Origin of the sequence: Qipengyuania sp. Mu-71 (genome assembly GCF_036867055.1) — a bacterium.
GTDB lineage: Bacteria > Pseudomonadota > Alphaproteobacteria > Sphingomonadales > Sphingomonadaceae > Qipengyuania > Qipengyuania profunda.
Window position 1 is genome coordinate 271483 of the sequence record NZ_JBAJHR010000001.1, and the last position, 15864, is coordinate 287346.

Here is a 15864-nt window from a genome sequence, read left to right on the forward strand (position 1 = left end):
GCCAGATGACAGAAGATGAAAAGCGCCGGCGCGGTATCGAAGACCGCAAATTCTACGCCGCCAAACAGGAAGCCCGGTTCGAAAAACAGGGCCTCGAATCCCATACCCCGCAGACCGAGCATCCCAGCTACAAGCTGGCGTTCCAGGATACGGACTTCCTCCTGCGCGAGGAACTGCGCCCGGTGCGCTTCCAGCTCGAATTGCTCAAACCCGAAATGGTCCTCGACGAAGCCGGCGTGGGCTCGACGCTGGTGATGTATGGCAGCGCGCGGATCCCGCCGCCTGAAGCCGCCGATACCGCGCTCGAAGGCGCCAAGGACCTGCCCGAGGAAGAGCGCAAGATCGTCGAAAGCCTGGTCGCCAAGTCGAAATATTACGAAGAAGCGCGCAAGCTGGCCAAGATGGCGACCGAGAAGTCGATCATCGAAAACGGCAAGCGCCAGTTCGTCGTGTGCTCGGGCGGCGGTCCGTCGATCATGGAAGCGGCCAATCGCGGCGCCAGCGAGGCGGGGGGTGAATCGATCGGCCTCAACATCATCCTGCCGCACGAACAGGCACCCAACCAGTATGTGACGCCCTATCTGTCGCTCAACTTCCACTATTTCGCGCTGCGCAAGATGCACTTCCTGCTGCGCGCGCGTGCGGTCGCAGTGTTCCCCGGCGGGTTCGGCACGTTCGACGAATTCTTCGAACTGCTGACCCTTATCCAGACGGGCAAGATGAAGCCCATCCCGATCCTGCTGTTCGGCAAGGATTTCTGGTCGCGCGTCGTCAATTTCGAAGCGATTGCCGAAGAAGGCACGATCTCGAAGAAGGATCTCGAGCTGTTCCGCTGGTGCGAAACCGCCGAGGACGCATGGGAATATCTGTGCGACTTCTACGATCTGGGTTGCTGATCGCGCTCGCTGCGATTGCGGACCGCGTGATGGCCCAGCGGGCCTGACCCTTCGCCGAAACCGGGCGCTTGCTCGATCGCGGCATGGGTAAAGGCGCGCGCGATGCGGATCGCGTGGGTGAGCGGCTGGCGATAGCCAAGCATGGTCGCCAGCGCGGCAGACAGCGTGCACCCCGTCCCGTGCGTGTGCCGCGTTTCGATTCGCGAGTGCGCGAAGCTGGCGTATTTGCCGCTGGGCGAGGCGATCCGGTCGACCACCTGCGTTTCGTCCCCTGCATGCCCGCCCTTGGCGAGCACCTGGACCCCGTGCCGGTCGGCCAGTTCCTTCGCTGCCTCGAACATGTCCTCGTCCGCGATCTCGGTGCGGCCGGTAAGGACCTCGAGCTCGGGCAGATTGGGAGTGACGATGGTGGCGATCTCCATCAGCGCGGCGAAGCCGGCGATCGTCGCCTCGTCCGCCAGCACCGATCCGCTGGTGGCGACCATCACCGGATCGAAGACAATCGGACCGGCGAATGTGTCGAGTCGCTCGGCGAGCAGCCGCGCGGTTTCGGGCGAACCCAGCATGCCGATCTTGATTGCATCGGCGCCGATATCGGACAGGCAGCTATCGACCTGCTGCAACACGAATTGCGGCGACAGCGCTTCAACCCCCTGTACGCCAAGCGTGTTCTGCGCCGTCACCGCGGTGATCGCGGTCATTGCATAGCCGCCCAGCATGGTGATCGTCTTGATATCCGCCTGGATGCCCGCGCCGCCCGAACTGTCGGAGCCGGCGATCGAGAGGATACGCGGGGTCATAGCATTGCTCACCCGGCGAACTTCCGCTTCGTACCGGGCGGGAATTTCTCGTGCAATTGCTTCGCGCGGGTCGGGCGGTCCATCAGCTCGCCGCCGCAATTGGGGCAGACATCGTCGAGCACTTCGGCGCATTCGGTGCAGAAGGTGCATTCGAAGCTGCAGATGAACGCACCGGCGTTTTCGGCCGGAAGGTCGGTCCCGCAGCGTTCGCAATCGGGGCGCATTTCAAGCATCAGGCGGCCTCTTTCACAGCAGCGCAAATCCGGTCGACCACTGCCTCGACCTGCGCGGCATCGTCGCCCTCGGCCATGACGCGGATGACCGGCTCGGTTCCCGAGGGGCGAATGACAAGGCGGCCCTTGCCGGCAAGCTCCTGCTCGGCCTCGGTAATGACCTGTTTGACCGTCTCGTTCTCGAGCGGCGTGCCGCCGGCATAGCGCACATTCTTGAGCAATTGCGGGACCGGGTCGAAGACATGCAGCAATTCGCTGGCGGGCTTGCCCGAACGCACCAGGCTCGCGAGCACGCGCAGCGCGGCCACCGTACCGTCGCCGGTGGTGCCGTGATCGGTCAGGATCATGTGGCCCGATTGTTCGCCGCCGACATTGAAGCCGCCTTCGCGCATCCGCTCGAGCACGTAGCGGTCGCCCACCTTGGTCCGTTCGAGCGTCAAGCCGAGACCGGCGAGATAGCGTTCCAGGCCGAGGTTCGACATCACCGTGGCCACCACGCCGCCGCCGGTCAGGTCGCCGCGCGCCTGCAGGCGGCTGGCGATGAGGCCCATCAGCTGGTCGCCATCGACCGTCCTGCCTTTCTCGTCGATCACGATCAGCCGGTCGGCATCCCCGTCGAGCGCGATGCCGATGTCGGCGCCTTCCTCGACCACGCGCGCCTTGATCGCGTCGAGCGCGGTGGACCCGACGCCGTCATTGATATTGATGCCATCGGGCGCGACGCCCATGGCGACGACCTCCGCCCCCAATTCCCAGATCGCGCTGGGGGCGACCTGGTAGGCCGCGCCATGCGCGCAATCGACCACCACCTTCAGCCCGTCGAAGCGGATGTCGCTTGCCACCGATTGTTTCACCGCGTGGATATAGCGGCCGCGCGCATCCTCGATCCGGCGGGCGCGGCCGATCCGGTCGGGCTGGACGAGCAGCGGTTCCTGTTCGAGGAGGCGTTCGATCGATGCCTCGGCCTCGTCGGACAGCTTGAACCCGTCGGGTCCGAACAGCTTGATGCCATTGTCCTCGAACGGATTGTGGCTGGCGGAGATCATCACGCCCAGATCGGCGCGCATCTCGCGGGTCAGCAGCGCGATCGCCGGGGTCGGCAGCGGCCCGGTCATGATCACGTCCATGCCGACGCTGGTGAAGCCCGCGACCAGCGCGCTTTCCATCATATAGCCCGACAGGCGCGTGTCCTTGCCGATCACTACCCGGTGACGATGCCCGCCGCGAAGGAAATGCGTCCCCGCCGCCTGGCCGACGCGCATGGCGGTGGCGGCGGTCATCACGCCCTCGTTGGTGCGTCCGCGGATGCCGTCCGTGCCGAAGAATTTGCGTGCCATCTGCGGGCGGTCTCCTTGTGTCGGCTCCCCCATGGCGCGATTGGCACGCGAATAAAAGCCTGCCTGCCCCCCTTTTCGCGTACAATATCGGCGCTATGTGCAACCACGCGCCCATCGCGGCGTTAGGGATACGCGTAGGAAACTGATTCACACCAACCCAAGAGGGGACATTCCATGGCTTTTGAGCTGATCGACCTGCCTTACGACGACACCGCGCTGGAACCGGCGGTTTCGGCCAAGACGCTGTCGTTCCACCACGGCAAGCACCACAAGGCCTATCTCGACAAGACCAACAAGGCGATCGAAGGCACCGACCTCGAGGGCAAGGAACTCGAAGCGGTGGTCGCCTCGGCGCGCGACAGCGACCAGGGCCTGTTCAACAATTCGGCGCAGAGCTGGAACCACGGCTTCTACTGGCACTCGATGGCGCCGGAAGAAACCAGCCCGTCGGACGAGCTCAAGAGCATGATCGACGATGTCTTCGGCTCGGTCGACGGCGTGAAGGAAAAGCTCGCCGAACGCGGCGCGGGCCATTTCGCCAGCGGCTGGGTCTGGCTCGCCATCAAGGACGGCAAGCTGACCATCGAGGAAACGCATGACGGCGACACGCTGGCCGATCTCGACGGGGTGAACCCGCTGCTCGTGATCGACCTGTGGGAACACGCCTATTACCTCGATCACCAGAACGCGCGCCCCGCCTATCTCGATGCGGTCAACGGCAAGCTCAACTGGAGCTTCGCGAGCGAAAATCTCGCGCGTGGCACGACCTGGAAATATCCCGGCTAAGCCGCACGGCGTCTGACGAATACCGGGCCCGTCGCCAGCAATGGCGGCGGGCTCTTGCTATGGGGCGGGGGTGTCGGCCTTGTCCGCTTCGTCGAACAGGCTGGTCGCGAACAGCGGTTCGCCGAAGATGAAACCGACGAGGTTGGGCCGCCCGATATGGTCGAACAGCGCGGTCAGCATCAGCAGGATCGGGACCGACAGCAGCGCGCCGAACACGCCCCAGATCCAGGTAAAATAGGACAGCGCGATCAGGATCATCACCGGGTTCATCGTGAAGCGCGCGCCGAGGATCGACGGAGTGATGAAATTCGCCTCGACCGTATGCAGCGCAAGATAGGCGGCCGCGGGCACCAGGCCGAGCACGATCGTTTCGGTCGTTCCGATCCCGAACAGGCCGAGCAGGGCGACCATCACGATCGGGCCGACATAGGGCAGGAAGTTGAGCAGCGCGGCCAGCCCGCCCCACATGATCGGCGCATCGACGCCCAGCGCCCAGGCGCCCAGCGCGACCACCAGCCCGACCATTGCATTGATCCAGCCCACGGTGAGAATATAGGCGGCGACCCGGTCCTGCACTTCGCGGATCACGCGCGCGGCCTTGATGCTGGTGCCGAAGCTGGCGCGGCCGAACAGCAGCCGCTGGCGCAGCCGGACGCGCGCCTCGATCATGAAATAGGCCATCAGCAGCGTCAGGATTGTCTCGATGATCAGGCTGGGCGTGGCGAAGGCAACTTGTTCGAGCAGGCTGGGCGCGGCCAGCACCACTTCGCGCGTGCCGTCACTGTTCATCAGCGCACCAAGCTGTTCATTGAGCGCGGCGACCCAGGCGAAGCGCTCGCGCAATTCGCCGAAGCGCGCCATCACGCCCTGCGCCATCGCGGGGACATCATCGAACAGGGCGACCGCAGGTTGCAGGATCAGCGCCAGCGCGAGCAGCAGGATCGCGAAGAAGAACAGCAGCGCGGTGAGCGAGGCAAGGGCATTGGGCAGGCCCCAGCCGTTCAGCTTATCCGCCAGCGGCGACAGGATCACCGTCAGCACCAGCGCGGTGACCACCGGCAGGAACACCACCGAGCCGATCGACAGCACGAAGGGCAGCGCGAGGAACAGGCCCAGGCCGATCAGCAGGACCAGCGACGAAATCAGCCGCAGTTCCTGTTCGGCAAAGGCCAGCCTGCGCGACCGGCGCGCGGGGGCGGGCGGGGCGCTGTGTTCGGAAGGCTGGGTGTCGCTCATCGCCATCTATCTGCCTTGCGCGGGAAATCGTGACAAGCGGCGCAGCGACGAAGTTATTCTATCTGCGGCTGCCACCCTGGCCCGCGGCGACTTCGTCGAGTTCCTCGAGGATCGCGCGGTGGGCGGCGTGGTCGTTGATCGAGCGCTTGGGGATGTTCCCTTCGGCGAGCATCGAATTGAGCGCCGCGCGGGCGCGCCCGACGCGGCTCTTGATCGTACCCACGGCACAGTCGCAGATGGTCGCGGCTTCCTCGTAGGAAAACCCGCCTGCACCCACCAGCAGCAGCGCCTCGCGCCGTTCGGGCGGCAGCGTCAGCAGCGCGCGGTGCATGTCGGACAGGTGGATCGGTTCCTCCTGCCCGGCCGGCGCGGTCAACACGCGTTCCGCGACCGTCTCGTCATATTCGCCGCGGAAGCGGTTGCGCCGCATGTCGGTGAGATAGGCGTTGCGCAGGATCACGAAGGTCCAGGCGCGCATGCTGGTGCCGGGCTGGAAGCGCTCCTGCGCCGCCCAGGCCTTGAGCAGCGTTTCCTGCACCAGATCGTCGGCCATGTCGGCGCGTCCGCACAGGCCGCGCGCAAAGGCGCGCAGGTGCGGCACCACCTCGGTCAGCTCGCGCTTGAAATCGGCTGCATCGGATGCCGTCCGTTCCTCGGCGGCCATCAGGACTTGGCGTCCAGCTGGTCGAGCAGGTTCTGGAAGCTGTCGGGCAGCGGTTCCTCGACCACCGAATCGTACAGCTGCCTGAGGCCATTGGCCCAATCGGGGTCCTTGCCGCGGCCACCGGCGCCGGAACTCGGGGGCGGTCCGCCGGCGGTCGACCGCTGCGGTTTTTTTGGTGTGTCGGACTTCATGACTTGAAAGGTAGTACCCTCTTATGGTTCTCGCTAGGGGCTGTACCCGCTAGCGGGAGCGACGATCCCGGATGTGCTTCGCACAACGCACGGATCATATGCGGGTTCCCGCAAGTTGCAAAATGGAACCAAACCCGCCGCACGGCATAGTATAACGCCGGGTAAATCGACAGGGACAAGAAGCTGGTCAGCGAAGAACTCCAACGCAAGGGACGCCGACGGCGCTGGTTGATCGATTATCCGCGCGGTATCCCGGTGCTGATTTTCATCCTCGTGACCGGCATCACCGTGCTCAGCGTGTTTGCGATCGAGCGGGGCGAGAAGCAGCGCGATGCCGCCGATGTCGCGCGCAAGGCGCAGGCGATGACCTCGGCGATCGAGCGCCGTGCCTATACCAGCTCGGCCTATCTGCGCGCAGGCGCAGCGCTGCTGTCGACGCAGGACGAGGTGACGCCAGAACTGTTCCGGCGGTTCGTCTCCGAATTGCGGCTCGATGCCAATTATCGCGGTGCGGAGGGGATCGGCTGGGCTCCGGTTATCGAGGCGGGCGAGGTCGAGCTTTTCGAGAACCGTCTCGGCGTCAGCCGGGTGGAGGAAAAGCGCGTCTCCCCCACGCTCGAAGAGCAGCCGCGCGACATGCTGACGCCGATTCTCTATCTCCAGCCCGACACCGTCCGCAACCGCCGCGCGCTGGGTTACGATATGTATGCCGAACCGATCCGCCGCGCGGCAATGGATCTGGCGGCGGCCAACGACCGCCCGACCGCAAGCGGCCCGATCGTGCTGGTGCAGGAAGGCGGCGGCAGGGAGGCAGGCTTCCTTATCTACATGCCGGTCTATGAAGGGCTCAGCAATACGCGCGGGCTCAAGGGCTTCATCTACAGCCCGTTCAACGCCACCCAGTTCCTCGATTCGGCCGGCGAGCTGGTAAGCTATGACGCGGTCGGTGCGCGGCTGCTCGATGGCGAGACGCCTGCACGCATGTCGATGGCGCAGAGCGAGGGGTGGGTCGAGGGCCGCTCCGCCGTGACCCGCGAGGTCAATCTCGCCAACCGCGCGATGGTGCTCGAAGTGCAATCGACACGCGAGGCCGGGCTGTCCTCGATGTCGATGATCACGCTGCTGTTCGGTCTTGCGGTCGCCAGCCTGCTGATGCTCGTCTCGCGCCTGCTGACCCAGCAGACGCTGGAAGACCGGCGGGCGATCAGCTGGTTTGAGGAGCAGAACTCGATCCGCAATTCGCTCACCCGCGAGCTCAACCACCGGGTCAAGAACACGCTCGCCAACGTGCTCTCGATCGTCTCGCTCACTCGCCGCCGGTCGGACGATCTGGATGAATTTGCCGAAGGGCTCGACGGGCGTATCCGTGCGCTGTCCGCCACGCACGACCTGCTGACGCAATCGGAATGGGGGACCACGCCGATCCGCTCGGTGATCGAGGTCGAACTGGCGCCCTATGCGCGCGACGAGGATCACAAGCTCGAACTGATCGGCCCGCATACCGAGCTTGCGCCCAATGATGCGCTGTCGCTGGGGCTGGCGATCCACGAACTGGCAACCAATGCCGCCAAATATGGTTCGCTCAGCATTGCCGGGGGCAGCGTGTCGGTCTGCTGGAGCCAGCTCAACGATACGCTGGCCAAGATCGAATGGATCGAAAGCGGCGGCCCGCCCGTCGGCAAGCCGCAGCGGCGCGGGTTCGGCACCGATTTGATCGAGAAGATCGTTGCGCATGAATTGCGCCACCCGGTCGAGCTCAAATTCGATCCCGAAGGCGTGCGCTGCACGTTGATGGTCCCCGTGCGCGAGCCGAGCGAGTTCGAATTGCGGCGCAAGGGCCCCGGCGGCCGCAGGAACTGACCGCCGCCACCTCGCAAGCGGCAGAGCCCGACACGAAAAACCCGGACCTCGCGGCCCGGGCTTTACCGTATTCAATTGTCGGCTGATGCTCAGCCCAGCGGGCGGCTCGATCCGAAGAACAGCGCCTGGCTGATCGCGGCGCGGACCGTCTGTTCCTGGAACGGCTTGGTGACGAGGTAGGTCGGCTCGGGCCGGTCACCGGTCAGCAGGCGTTCGGGATAGGCGGTGATGAAGATCACCGGGACGCTGCTGATGGCGAGGATATCGTCCACCGCATCGAGGCCCGACGAACCATCGGCCAGCTGGATATCGGCCAGTACCAGACCAGGGGTCTTTTCCGCGACCACTTCCTGCGCCTGCGTGCGCGTGGCAGCAGTCCCGCAGACTTCGTGGCCGAGCGAGGACACCAGGTCTTCGAGTTGCATCGAGATCAGCGGCTCGTCTTCGATGATGAGCACGCTGGTCGACGATTCACGGTCGATCTCGGAAATGGCTTCCTGCGCGAGGCGCTCGATATCGTCGGCTGCCATGTCCATGATTTCCCCCGCCTGGTCGGACGAGAAATCCTCCAGCGTGGTCAGCAGCAGCGCCTGGCGGTTGAGCGGTGTAACCGATTTCAGCCGGTCCTGCGCGGCGCCTTCGTGGCGGTCGTCGCCGACGTTTTCCGGAACATCCAGATAAGCGCTCGACCAGACTTTGTTGAAGGCCCGATAGAGCGGCACGCGGCCGCCTTCGAGCGATTGTTTGAGTTCGCTATCGGCCAGAGCGGCTTCAAGCGTGGCACGGACAAATGCGTCTCCCGTAGCCTGCGAACCCGTCAGCGCGCGCGCATAGCGGCGGAGGTACGGCAAGTTACGAGCAATCTGATCACCAAGTGACATTTAGACCCCTTCCTTAAGGTGCGCGCTTCTAACGTCCCGTGTGGCAGTAGGTTCCAAGTCGGCGGCCTGCAAGCTGCGGTTTGACAAACCCGGTTGTTGGGGCGCATCCCGCGCGCAATTCGCTGCCTCAAGGAGATCGTGCGTTGCACGAGATTGCCGATCCGATCGCCTGCCGGAACTGCCCGCTTCAGTCCTGTCCGGGCCTGAGAACGCTGGAAGAGCATCAGCTCACCTATATGCAGCGGTTCAAGGACGGCGAGGTCGGGCTCCTGCGCGGCGATACGCTGATCGAGGAAGGCACCGCGCACGACCGGCTCTATACCGTGCTCGACGGGGTCCTGATCCGCTCGCGCACGCTTGCCGACGGACGGCGGCAGATCCTCAACTTCATGTTCCCCGGCGATCTCGTCGGCTTGCAGGGCGCGTTCGATGCCCCGTCGAACCATGCGATCGAGGCTTTGGTGGATGCGCGGCTGTGCCGCTTCAAGCGCGGCGATTTCATCGACCTGATCTCGGAGCACCCGCGGCTGGGCTACGATATCACCTGGCTCGCCGCGCAAGAAGAAGCGGCGCTGGAAGGCCATATCGTCTCGCTCGGCCAGCGCAGCGCGCGCGAACGGGTGACCTATCTGGCGGTATGGTTGCTCGACCGTGCGCAGGCGACTTGCCTCGCTGGCGATCAGAATATCGTCTCGCTGCCGATCACGCAGGCGCAGATCGCCGACATGCTCGGGCTGTCGCTGGTGCATACCAATCGCACCGTGCGCCAGCTCCACCGCGAAGGGCTGGTCGACTGGAAATCGCGCACAATTCATGTGCCCGACCTCGCCCGGGCCGCCGACTTCGCGCAATTCGATCGCGACAAAGAGACGTGCAGGCCGTTCATTTGACGCGGTTTTTTGCAGGTCCCAAAAAAAATGGACCGGCGTGGGAACCCTCTTTTTGGCGGCGCGTATTCTCTATGTCACCGCCGAGACCCCCCCTCCCGTCCAAGCGGCTGGTGATACGATCCCGAAAGGCCTCCGTTGCACTGCAACGGAGGCCTTTTTTCTGTCCGGCGCCCATATTCGGCGTCAGCGCGGTCTTCCGCGCGCGGGATGAAGCAGGAAAAGGGTAGGGGGGTTAGCGCAGTGCGCCGCGCAGGCGCGAGATGATCCCGCGCCGCTTCGGCTGCCGCAGCACATCGATCAGCACTTCGGCATCATAAGGCTTTTCCAAGGTGCAGCCGAGCGCCGCTATGTCCTTGGGGATGTCCTGCGGCGCACCGGTCGAGAAGATGATCCGCGGGCTGTTGGGGCCAAGCGTGCGGACCAGCTCGGCAATTGCCCAGCCATCGTCGCGATCGGCGAGATGGACGTCGAGGACGATCGCCCCCGGCCGTTCCTGTCGCAAATGCTGCATCGCCTGTTCGGTGGACGAGGACAGCGCGACCTGCGCCACGCCCGCATCGAGCAGCGCCTGTTCCAGAACCATGCCGAGGACAGCGTCATCCTCCACCACAAGCACGTGGTCCGGCAATGTCTCGGCTGAGACCGTCTGGGAAGGCTGCGTCATCGGTTCTCGCATGGCTCCGCGACAAGGATGCCGCGTCTGTTCTGCCAACGGGACAAGGCCTTGCACAGTTCCCGGCACATGGCGTTCAGGCGTGGACCGTGGCGCAATTGCGACAGCCGGTCCGGATCAGGTGGCCAGCGCCTTGCGGTAGATCGCATATTCGCGGTTGACGCTGCTCTGGATCGCATCGGCGATGGCCTTCATCCCCTGGTTGTCGTCGAGGATCCAGCCGATCTCGGCCCGCGTGGTGGCGTATTTCGTGGTCGCGGTTTCGCGGATCTGGCTGATCATCATGAAGGCCAGCTGGCTCGCCAGCCGCGAATTGTGCAGTTCGCGGCGGACCCCCATCAGCGGCACGCGCATGCCTGCCCCCATCGGCTTGCGCATCCAGCGCAGCAGGTGGAACCAGCCGAACGGCAGCAGCCGGCCCTTCACCTTGCGCAGCACGCCGTTCACATCGGGAAAGGTCAGCATGAATGCCACCGGCTTGCCGTCGAGTTCGGCAACCATGTTGAGTTCGGGATGGATGATCGGCTTCAGCTTCTTGCCGGCATAGGCGATCTCGGCATTGGTGAAGGGCACGAAGCCCCAGTTGTTCGACCACGCATCGTTGAGGATGGTCAGGAGGGTCTCGACCTCCTTGTCCCAGCACGAAATGTCGATCGGGCGCACAGTGATGCGGTCGTTGCGCTGACCCGACTGCACGATCCGCTGGATCAGCGGCGGGAAGTCATGCGTCACATCGAGGTGGTAGGTCAGCAGCGTCTTCTCGCGGACATAGCCCGCGCTTTCGATCCAGTGCTGATAGACGGCCGGATGGTGCCCCATCATGATCATCGGGTCGTGATCCTGCCCCTTCACCAGCAGGCCCGGTTCCTCCCAGATCGACATCGATATCGGTCCGATCGCGCGGTCCATGCCCTGGCCGCGCAGCCAGCCCTCGGCCGTGCGCAGCAGCGCATGCGCGGCCGCCTCGTCCGCGGCGTCGAAATAGCCGAACATCCCCGCGCCGGGGCCAAAACCCTGTTCGCGCGGCAGTTCGAGTGCGAGATGGTCGATATGCGCCGAGATCCGCCCCACCGCCGCGCCGCCGCGGCGCGCGACGAACAATTGGTGCGAGGCGTGACCGAAGAACGGGTTCTTGTTGGGATTGACCAGTTCAAGCTGTTCGGAGCGCAATTGCGGCACTGCATGCGGCTCGCGCGCGGCAAGGGCGCGGCCGATGTCGACGAATTCGGCCCGTCCCGACTTGCCCTCGACCGGTTCGACCACCACATTCCCGTCAGACATTCACGCACACTCTCGTTCAGCTTGGATTAGCCCTGTGTGCGCTAGCTGTTCTTTGTCAAGGAAGCCAAGGCAGCGATCACTATGATCGACAGCGCGCGCTGTATCGCGCGCGTGTTTTCGGCTAGGGGCCTCCCAGGAAATTCGATTATGACCGTGCAACAAACCAGCATTCAGGGTGCCGACCTGCTTTCGCGCCGCGACGCGGGATCGGGCTGGCATGCCCAGATTCCCGACGACAAGACGATGCTGCGCGCCGCGCGCGACCTGACCAAGGACATCGCCGCGCACCGCGCCGATATCTACTGGCCCGACATGGTCGGTTCGGCGCTGGTCGGCTACGGCGCGCTGGCGGGTGCGATCCTGACCGGCAGCCTGCCGCTGGCGATCCTGCTGGCGGGCGTCGCGGTCCTCGCGCTGTATCGCGCGCTGCTGTTTATCCACGAGATCTCGCATTTGCGGAACGGTACGCTGCCCGGCTTCCGCACTGGGTGGAACGTGCTGGTCGGCATTCCCATGCTGACCCCGTCCTTCATGTATGAAGGCGTCCACACGCTGCACCACAAACGCACGCAATATGGCACGATCGAGGATCCCGAATATCTCCCGCTGGCGCTGATGAAGCCCTGGAGCCTGCCGGTGTTCGTGCTGGTCGCGCTGCTGGCACCCGCAGCGCTGTTGCTGCGCTTTGCCGTGCTCGTCCCGCTGGGTGCGATCATCCCGCCGATCCGGCGGCTGACGTGGCAGCGGCTGAGCGCGCTCGCGATCAATCCCGAATTCCGCCGCCGTCCGCCCGAAGGCGATCTGCGCCCGCGCGTGTTCTGGCAGGAAGTGGGCGGCATGGTCTGGGGCTGGGCGCTGATTGCCAGCGTGTTCGCCTTCGGCTGGAAACCGCTGCTGGTGGCCTTCGCGGTCGCCGCGGTGGTCGCGCTGCTCAACCAGCTGCGCACACTGGTCGCGCATCTGTGGGAGAATGAGGGCGAGGCGATGACCGTCACCGCGCAGTTCCTCGACAGCGTCAATGTCCCGCCGCCCGGCCGGATCGCCGAAATCTGGGCGCCGGTGGGCTTGCGCTATCACGCGCTGCATCACCTGATGCCCTCGATGCCCTATCACTCGCTGCCCGAGGCGCACCGCCGCCTCGTCGGCGAGCTGGCGACCGATTCGAGCTATCACGGCGCGAACCATGCCGGGATGGGGGTGCTGGTCGCCCGCATCGCGCGCAACACCATGCGCCCGCGCGGCTGATCCTGCGCTGCGCCGGCGCCGCCCGGTAGCGCGCCTGTCAGCCGAGGAAGTGGATCATCGCGATGCGCCGCTGGGCGGGCAGTCCGGCCTCGATCTCGGCGGCGATTTCCTCGGCCAGCCGGGGATGTGCGGCCAGGTCCTCCACTTCGACAAAGCCGATCCGCGTGTAGAACGGCCCGTTCCACGGCAGGTCGCGGAAGGTCGTCAGCGTCACCGCACGGAAACCCGCATTGCCCGCATCGATCAGGCAGGCGCGCAGCATGACTGCGCCGATCCCCTGGCCCTGGCAGTCGGGGTGGACATCCATTTCGCAGATATGCAGTTCGCGGCCGCACGGCTGCGTGGCGAGGAAACCGACGATCCGGTCACCGCTTTCGGCGACCAGGCAATGGCCACGCGCAATCAGCCGGCGATAGTCCGCGGCGGAGCGAACCGCATCGAAATCGATCTCCGTGCAATCGGGATCGTCCGCGAACAGCACTGCGGCGGCGCGTTCGACAGCGGGGAACGCCTCGGCATCCTCGCTTCGCGCCAGCCGAATCGAAAACTCGCTCATTCCTCGGTGCGGATGAGCACCGTCTCGCCGATCAGCAGGAACAGGAAGAACGGCGCCCAGGCCGCGAGCGAGGGCGGATAGCCGCCGAAACTGCCCATCGCGAGCGCGGCATTGTCGATCACGAAATAGGCAAAGCCCAGCGCCATCCCGATCACCGCGCGCACGAACAGCTGGCCCGACCGCGCCAGCCCGAAGGCCGCGACCGCGCCGAGCAGCGGCATCAGGAAGGCCGACAGGGGCCCCGATATCTTGTGCCACCACTTGGCGCGCAATTCGGAAGTTCGCCGCCCCGCGCGCTCGAATTCGGCGATCGACTGGGTCAGCGTCCAGAAGGGTTCGGTATCGGGGTCGATCTTGGCGAGGTCGATCTGGTCGGGCGTCAGCCCTTCGCCCACCACCATGGTGGCAGGCCGTTCGGTCACTGCGTTCTGCACGCTGAAGCGGGTGATCCCCTCGAGCTGCCAGCCGGGGCTGGCATAGCGCGCGGTATCGGCCTGCACCTGTTCGACGATCATCCCCTCGGCATTGCGCTGGTACCAGGTGACCTTGCGCATCGCGATCGCGTCGCCCGTACCGGCAAGATAAGCGGCGGTGAGGATATTGCCGTTATCGGTTAGATAGATATTGGTCCGCACCCGGCTGTCGGTCGGGATGGGACCGAAATCGACCGCTTCCCACGCCTTGAGCGTTGCGGTCGCGCGGGTAACCACGCGTTCGTTGAACCCGAAGGTGACCAGCGACACGATGCCGGCAGTCAGCAATAGCGGCGCGAGCACCTGATGCGCGGACAGCCCCGCCGCCTTCATCGCGATGACCTCGCTGTTCTGGTTGAGCGTCACCAGCGTGATCAGCGTCGCCAGCAACACCGAATAGGGCAGGAAGCGCGAGATCAGCTGCGGTATCCGCAGGCCCGCATAGGTCAGCAGCTCGCCCTGCCCATTACCCGGCACGGCGAGGATCTCGCCGCTGCTCGAAAGCAGGTCGAGCATCATCAGCACCAGCACCAGCACGAACAGCATGGCCGCGATGCGCACGGCAAAGAGCTTCGCCAGATACAGCGTCAGCGTGCGCGAAGGAAAGAAGTCGAGCTGCATGGGTTCCTGCTATTCGGCGGCCGCGAGGTCGATCTTGAGCCGCCGTCGGCGGAACAGCCGCCCGATGCGCTTGGCGACCTTGTCGAACCAGATTTCCAGCGCCCCGATTGCCTGTCCGCCCGGGACATGCGCGACGCGCCAGTACATCCACCCGATCAGCGCGGCAAACAGCAGGAACGGCCCCCACAGCGCGAGGAACGGGTCGAGCCGGCCGAGCGCGGCGATATCCTCGCCGTACTGGTTCACCTTGTGATAGGCGACCACCATGATGATCGACAGGAACACGCCGAGCGCGCTGGTCGATCGCTTGGGCGGCACGCCCAGCGCCACGGCCAGCAGCGGCAGCAGCGCCATCATCACCACTTCGACCAGTCGGAAGTTGAAGCTCGCCTGGCTGGCATCGCGTTTGTCGTCGGGCTGTTCGTCGCTCCACCCGACGCGGAGCAGTTCGGGCAGGATATATTCGCGCTCGGCATCGCCGCGGTCGCGGAATTGCTCGATCGCGGGCAGGTCGATCGGCAGATCGTGGCGGGTGAAGGTCAGCACGCGCGGCGTCTGGCTGCCCGTGTCCTGCACGATCGTGCCATTGGTCAGCCGCAGGATGATCGTGTCGGGGCTGTCGGTGGTGGCGAGGAAGGCGCCTTCCTTGGCGGAGATCGACAGCACCTGGTCCTGGTCGTTCGCCACGCGCGCGAAGATGCCCTTCAGGCGGCGCCCGTCGTCTTCGCTTTCCTCGATCCGCAGCGCCATGCGATCCGCCAGCGTGGTGAACTCGCCGACCTTGATCGAGGCGCCGAGCGCGCCCGAGCGCAGCTCGTATTCCATCTGCTCGTAATAATAGCGGCTGACCGGCTGGATGAAGAACACCAGCGCGACATTGACGATCATCAGCACCGCGGTGATTGCGTACGGTACCCTCAGCAGCCGCCCGTAGCCGAGCCCGACCGCACGCAGCACATCGAGCTCGCTCGATGTCGCCAGCTTGCGAAAGGCGAGCAGGATGCCGAGCAGCAGGCCCAGCGGGATGGCGAGGCTGGCATATTCGGGCACCAGCGCGATCAGCATCTTGAACACGACCCCGACGGGGCCGCCCTCGATCGCGACGAAATCGAACAGCCGCAGCATCTTGTCGAGCACGAGCAGCGAAGCGGCGATGGCGAACACCGAAAGCATCGGCACGATCACGAGCCGGAAGATATAGCGATCTATGGCGGGCAGGAATCTGAGCAAGGTGTCGCCGG

17 protein-coding genes are annotated in these 15864 nt (G+C 65.0%); 5 read left to right on the top strand and 12 right to left on the bottom strand.

The annotated features are described in order from the left end of the window. Positions 1-5 precede the first annotated feature (5 nt). Positions 6-896: an LOG family protein gene (locus tag V6B15_RS01355; RefSeq protein ID WP_253522153.1), complete on the top strand. Its 891-nt coding sequence runs from the start codon at positions 6-8 to the stop codon at positions 894-896. Here V6B15_RS01355 and thiD read toward each other — a convergent pair. Genes thiD through glmM form a run of 3 tightly spaced genes read right to left on the bottom strand, consistent with a single transcriptional unit; the run spans position 878 to position 3266 of the window. Next, entirely contained in the window at positions 878-1696 is an 819-nt protein-coding gene (gene thiD, locus V6B15_RS01360) for a bifunctional hydroxymethylpyrimidine kinase/phosphomethylpyrimidine kinase (RefSeq protein WP_334199753.1), read from the bottom strand. The genes V6B15_RS01355 and thiD overlap by 19 nt on opposite strands. Before the next feature lie 8 nt (positions 1697-1704). After that, a complete protein-coding gene (locus tag V6B15_RS01365) occupies positions 1705-1929 on the bottom strand; it encodes a DUF1272 domain-containing protein (protein ID WP_334199754.1) in 225 nt (74 codons plus the stop codon). After that, the gene (gene glmM / locus V6B15_RS01370; RefSeq protein WP_334199755.1) at positions 1929-3266 is read right to left on the bottom strand and encodes a phosphoglucosamine mutase; all 1338 of its coding nucleotides are present in this window, start codon (positions 3264-3266) and stop codon (positions 1929-1931) included. The genes V6B15_RS01365 and glmM overlap by 1 nt, the downstream gene beginning before the upstream one ends. 174 nt (positions 3267-3440) lie before the next feature. Between glmM and V6B15_RS01375 the strand changes: the two genes are divergently transcribed. Next, a complete protein-coding gene (locus tag V6B15_RS01375; RefSeq protein WP_334199756.1) occupies positions 3441-4052 on the top strand; it encodes a superoxide dismutase in 612 nt (203 codons plus the stop codon). A gap of 57 nt (positions 4053-4109) precedes the next feature. Here V6B15_RS01375 and V6B15_RS01380 read toward each other — a convergent pair whose 3' ends face one another. Genes V6B15_RS01380 through V6B15_RS01390 form a run of 3 tightly spaced genes read right to left on the bottom strand, consistent with a single transcriptional unit; the run spans position 4110 to position 6143 of the window. Further along, the gene (locus tag V6B15_RS01380; protein ID WP_320181717.1) at positions 4110-5288 is read right to left on the bottom strand and encodes an AI-2E family transporter; all 1179 of its coding nucleotides are present in this window, start codon (positions 5286-5288) and stop codon (positions 4110-4112) included. A 58-nt stretch (positions 5289-5346) separates the two neighbouring features. Continuing rightward, entirely contained in the window at positions 5347-5952 is a 606-nt protein-coding gene (locus tag V6B15_RS01385) for a sigma-70 family RNA polymerase sigma factor (protein WP_334199757.1), read from the bottom strand. Next, positions 5952-6143, bottom strand: a complete 192-nt coding sequence (locus V6B15_RS01390) for a NepR family anti-sigma factor (protein ID WP_253522162.1) — start codon at positions 6141-6143, stop codon at positions 5952-5954. The genes V6B15_RS01385 and V6B15_RS01390 overlap by 1 nt, the downstream gene beginning before the upstream one ends. 228 nt (positions 6144-6371) lie before the next feature. Here V6B15_RS01390 and V6B15_RS01395 point away from each other — a divergent pair, with 228 nt between their 5' ends. Beyond that, a complete protein-coding gene (locus V6B15_RS01395; protein ID WP_334199758.1) occupies positions 6372-8003 on the top strand; it encodes a CHASE domain-containing protein in 1632 nt (543 codons plus the stop codon). Positions 8004-8092: 89 nt separating this feature from the next. Here V6B15_RS01395 and V6B15_RS01400 read toward each other — a convergent pair whose 3' ends face one another. After that, positions 8093-8884: a response regulator gene (locus V6B15_RS01400; protein WP_253522164.1), complete on the bottom strand. Its 792-nt coding sequence runs from the start codon at positions 8882-8884 to the stop codon at positions 8093-8095. A 143-nt stretch (positions 8885-9027) separates the two neighbouring features. On the opposite strand from V6B15_RS01400, the gene V6B15_RS01405 reads away from it, so the two are divergent. Further along, on the top strand, positions 9028-9774 hold the full coding sequence (locus V6B15_RS01405) for a Crp/Fnr family transcriptional regulator (protein ID WP_334199759.1): 747 nt from the start codon (positions 9028-9030) through the stop codon (positions 9772-9774). A gap of 232 nt (positions 9775-10006) precedes the next feature. Here V6B15_RS01405 and V6B15_RS01410 read toward each other — a convergent pair whose 3' ends face one another. Continuing rightward, positions 10007-10438 carry a response regulator gene (locus tag V6B15_RS01410; protein WP_253522166.1) on the bottom strand — a complete coding sequence of 144 codons (432 nt, stop codon included), beginning with the start codon at positions 10436-10438 and terminating at the stop codon, positions 10007-10009. Between the two features lie 126 nt (positions 10439-10564). After that, the gene (locus V6B15_RS01415; protein WP_334199760.1) at positions 10565-11728 is read right to left on the bottom strand and encodes an N-acetyltransferase; all 1164 of its coding nucleotides are present in this window, start codon (positions 11726-11728) and stop codon (positions 10565-10567) included. A 147-nt stretch (positions 11729-11875) separates the two neighbouring features. On the opposite strand from V6B15_RS01415, the gene V6B15_RS01420 reads away from it, so the two are divergent. Next, complete coding sequence (locus V6B15_RS01420) at positions 11876-12973, top strand: fatty acid desaturase family protein (protein ID WP_334199761.1); 1098 nt, start codon at positions 11876-11878, stop codon at positions 12971-12973. Positions 12974-13010: 37 nt separating this feature from the next. On the opposite strand, the gene V6B15_RS01425 is transcribed toward V6B15_RS01420, so the two are convergent. Genes V6B15_RS01425 through V6B15_RS01435 form a run of 3 tightly spaced genes read right to left on the bottom strand, consistent with a single transcriptional unit; the run spans position 13011 to position 15853 of the window. Further along, entirely contained in the window at positions 13011-13529 is a 519-nt protein-coding gene (locus V6B15_RS01425; protein WP_334199762.1) for a GNAT family N-acetyltransferase, read from the bottom strand. After that, the gene (lptG, locus tag V6B15_RS01430) at positions 13526-14623 is read right to left on the bottom strand and encodes an LPS export ABC transporter permease LptG (protein ID WP_334199763.1); all 1098 of its coding nucleotides are present in this window, start codon (positions 14621-14623) and stop codon (positions 13526-13528) included. The genes V6B15_RS01425 and lptG overlap by 4 nt, the downstream gene beginning before the upstream one ends. A 9-nt stretch (positions 14624-14632) precedes the next feature. Beyond that, a complete protein-coding gene (locus V6B15_RS01435; protein WP_253522173.1) occupies positions 14633-15853 on the bottom strand; it encodes an LptF/LptG family permease in 1221 nt (406 codons plus the stop codon). Positions 15854-15864 lie beyond the last annotated feature (11 nt).

Coding starts and splice junctions, on each gene's coding strand:
- V6B15_RS01410 (WP_253522166.1), bottom strand. CDS start 10,438: ATGACGCAGCCTTCCCAGACGGTCTCAGCCGAGACATTGCCGGACCAC.
- V6B15_RS01420 (WP_334199761.1), top strand. CDS start 11,876: ATGACCGTGCAACAAACCAGCATTCAGGGTGCCGACCTGCTTTCGCGC.
- V6B15_RS01415 (WP_334199760.1), bottom strand. CDS start 11,728: ATGTCTGACGGGAATGTGGTGGTCGAACCGGTCGAGGGCAAGTCGGGA.
- lptG (WP_334199763.1), bottom strand. CDS start 14,623: ATGCAGCTCGACTTCTTTCCTTCGCGCACGCTGACGCTGTATCTGGCG.
- V6B15_RS01365 (WP_334199754.1), bottom strand. CDS start 1,929: ATGCTTGAAATGCGCCCCGATTGCGAACGCTGCGGGACCGACCTTCCG.
- V6B15_RS01385 (WP_334199757.1), bottom strand. CDS start 5,952: ATGGCCGCCGAGGAACGGACGGCATCCGATGCAGCCGATTTCAAGCGC.
- V6B15_RS01400 (WP_253522164.1), bottom strand. CDS start 8,884: ATGTCACTTGGTGATCAGATTGCTCGTAACTTGCCGTACCTCCGCCGC.
- glmM (WP_334199755.1), bottom strand. CDS start 3,266: ATGGCACGCAAATTCTTCGGCACGGACGGCATCCGCGGACGCACCAAC.
- V6B15_RS01375 (WP_334199756.1), top strand. CDS start 3,441: ATGGCTTTTGAGCTGATCGACCTGCCTTACGACGACACCGCGCTGGAA.
- V6B15_RS01380 (WP_320181717.1), bottom strand. CDS start 5,288: ATGAGCGACACCCAGCCTTCCGAACACAGCGCCCCGCCCGCCCCCGCG.
- V6B15_RS01425 (WP_334199762.1), bottom strand. CDS start 13,529: ATGAGCGAGTTTTCGATTCGGCTGGCGCGAAGCGAGGATGCCGAGGCG.
- thiD (WP_334199753.1), bottom strand. CDS start 1,696: ATGACCCCGCGTATCCTCTCGATCGCCGGCTCCGACAGTTCGGGCGGC.
- V6B15_RS01390 (WP_253522162.1), bottom strand. CDS start 6,143: ATGAAGTCCGACACACCAAAAAAACCGCAGCGGTCGACCGCCGGCGGA.
- V6B15_RS01355 (WP_253522153.1), top strand. CDS start 6: ATGACAGAAGATGAAAAGCGCCGGCGCGGTATCGAAGACCGCAAATTC.